This is a genomic window from Mesorhizobium sp. M4B.F.Ca.ET.143.01.1.1, assembly GCF_004792275.1.
In the GTDB taxonomy this organism is placed as follows: domain Bacteria; phylum Pseudomonadota; class Alphaproteobacteria; order Rhizobiales; family Rhizobiaceae; genus Mesorhizobium; species Mesorhizobium abyssinicae.
In genome coordinates this window covers 1-330 of the sequence record NZ_SRSR01000212.1, presented here as the reverse complement: position 1 = coordinate 330, position 330 = coordinate 1, and the positions used below count along the sequence as shown (strand labels likewise).

Here is a 330-nt window from a genome sequence, read left to right as displayed (position 1 = left end):
GCGAGAGGCCTTTCGGCCAATCCGACAATCGCTTACGCGATCTCGTGCCGCCAGGGCGGGTTGGCGCCGGCCCGCGAAACGGTCACCGCGGCCGCCCTGGCGCCGAGCTCCAGCGCCTTGCGGATCGCATCTTCCGGCAGGTAGCCGATCGCCGCTTTGGTGAGCAGGCCCTGCTCATGCAGCGAGGCGAGGATCCCGGCGTTGAACGTGTCGCCGGCGCCGACAGTGTCAACTACCTTCACTTTCTGCGGCATAACGGTGACCTTGTGCGCCTTGCTGTAGCCGACCGCGCCTTCGCTGCCATGCGTGACGACGATAAATTTTGGCCCG

At 66.1% G+C, this 330-nt stretch carries 1 protein-coding gene; it reads right to left on the bottom strand.

All coding sequences use genetic code 11. The features are described 5' to 3' along the window. Positions 1 to 32 precede the first annotated feature (32 nt). A partial coding sequence (locus EN786_RS36680; RefSeq protein ID WP_246688850.1) for a PfkB family carbohydrate kinase occupies positions 33 to 330 on the bottom strand: 298 nt, incomplete at its 5' end.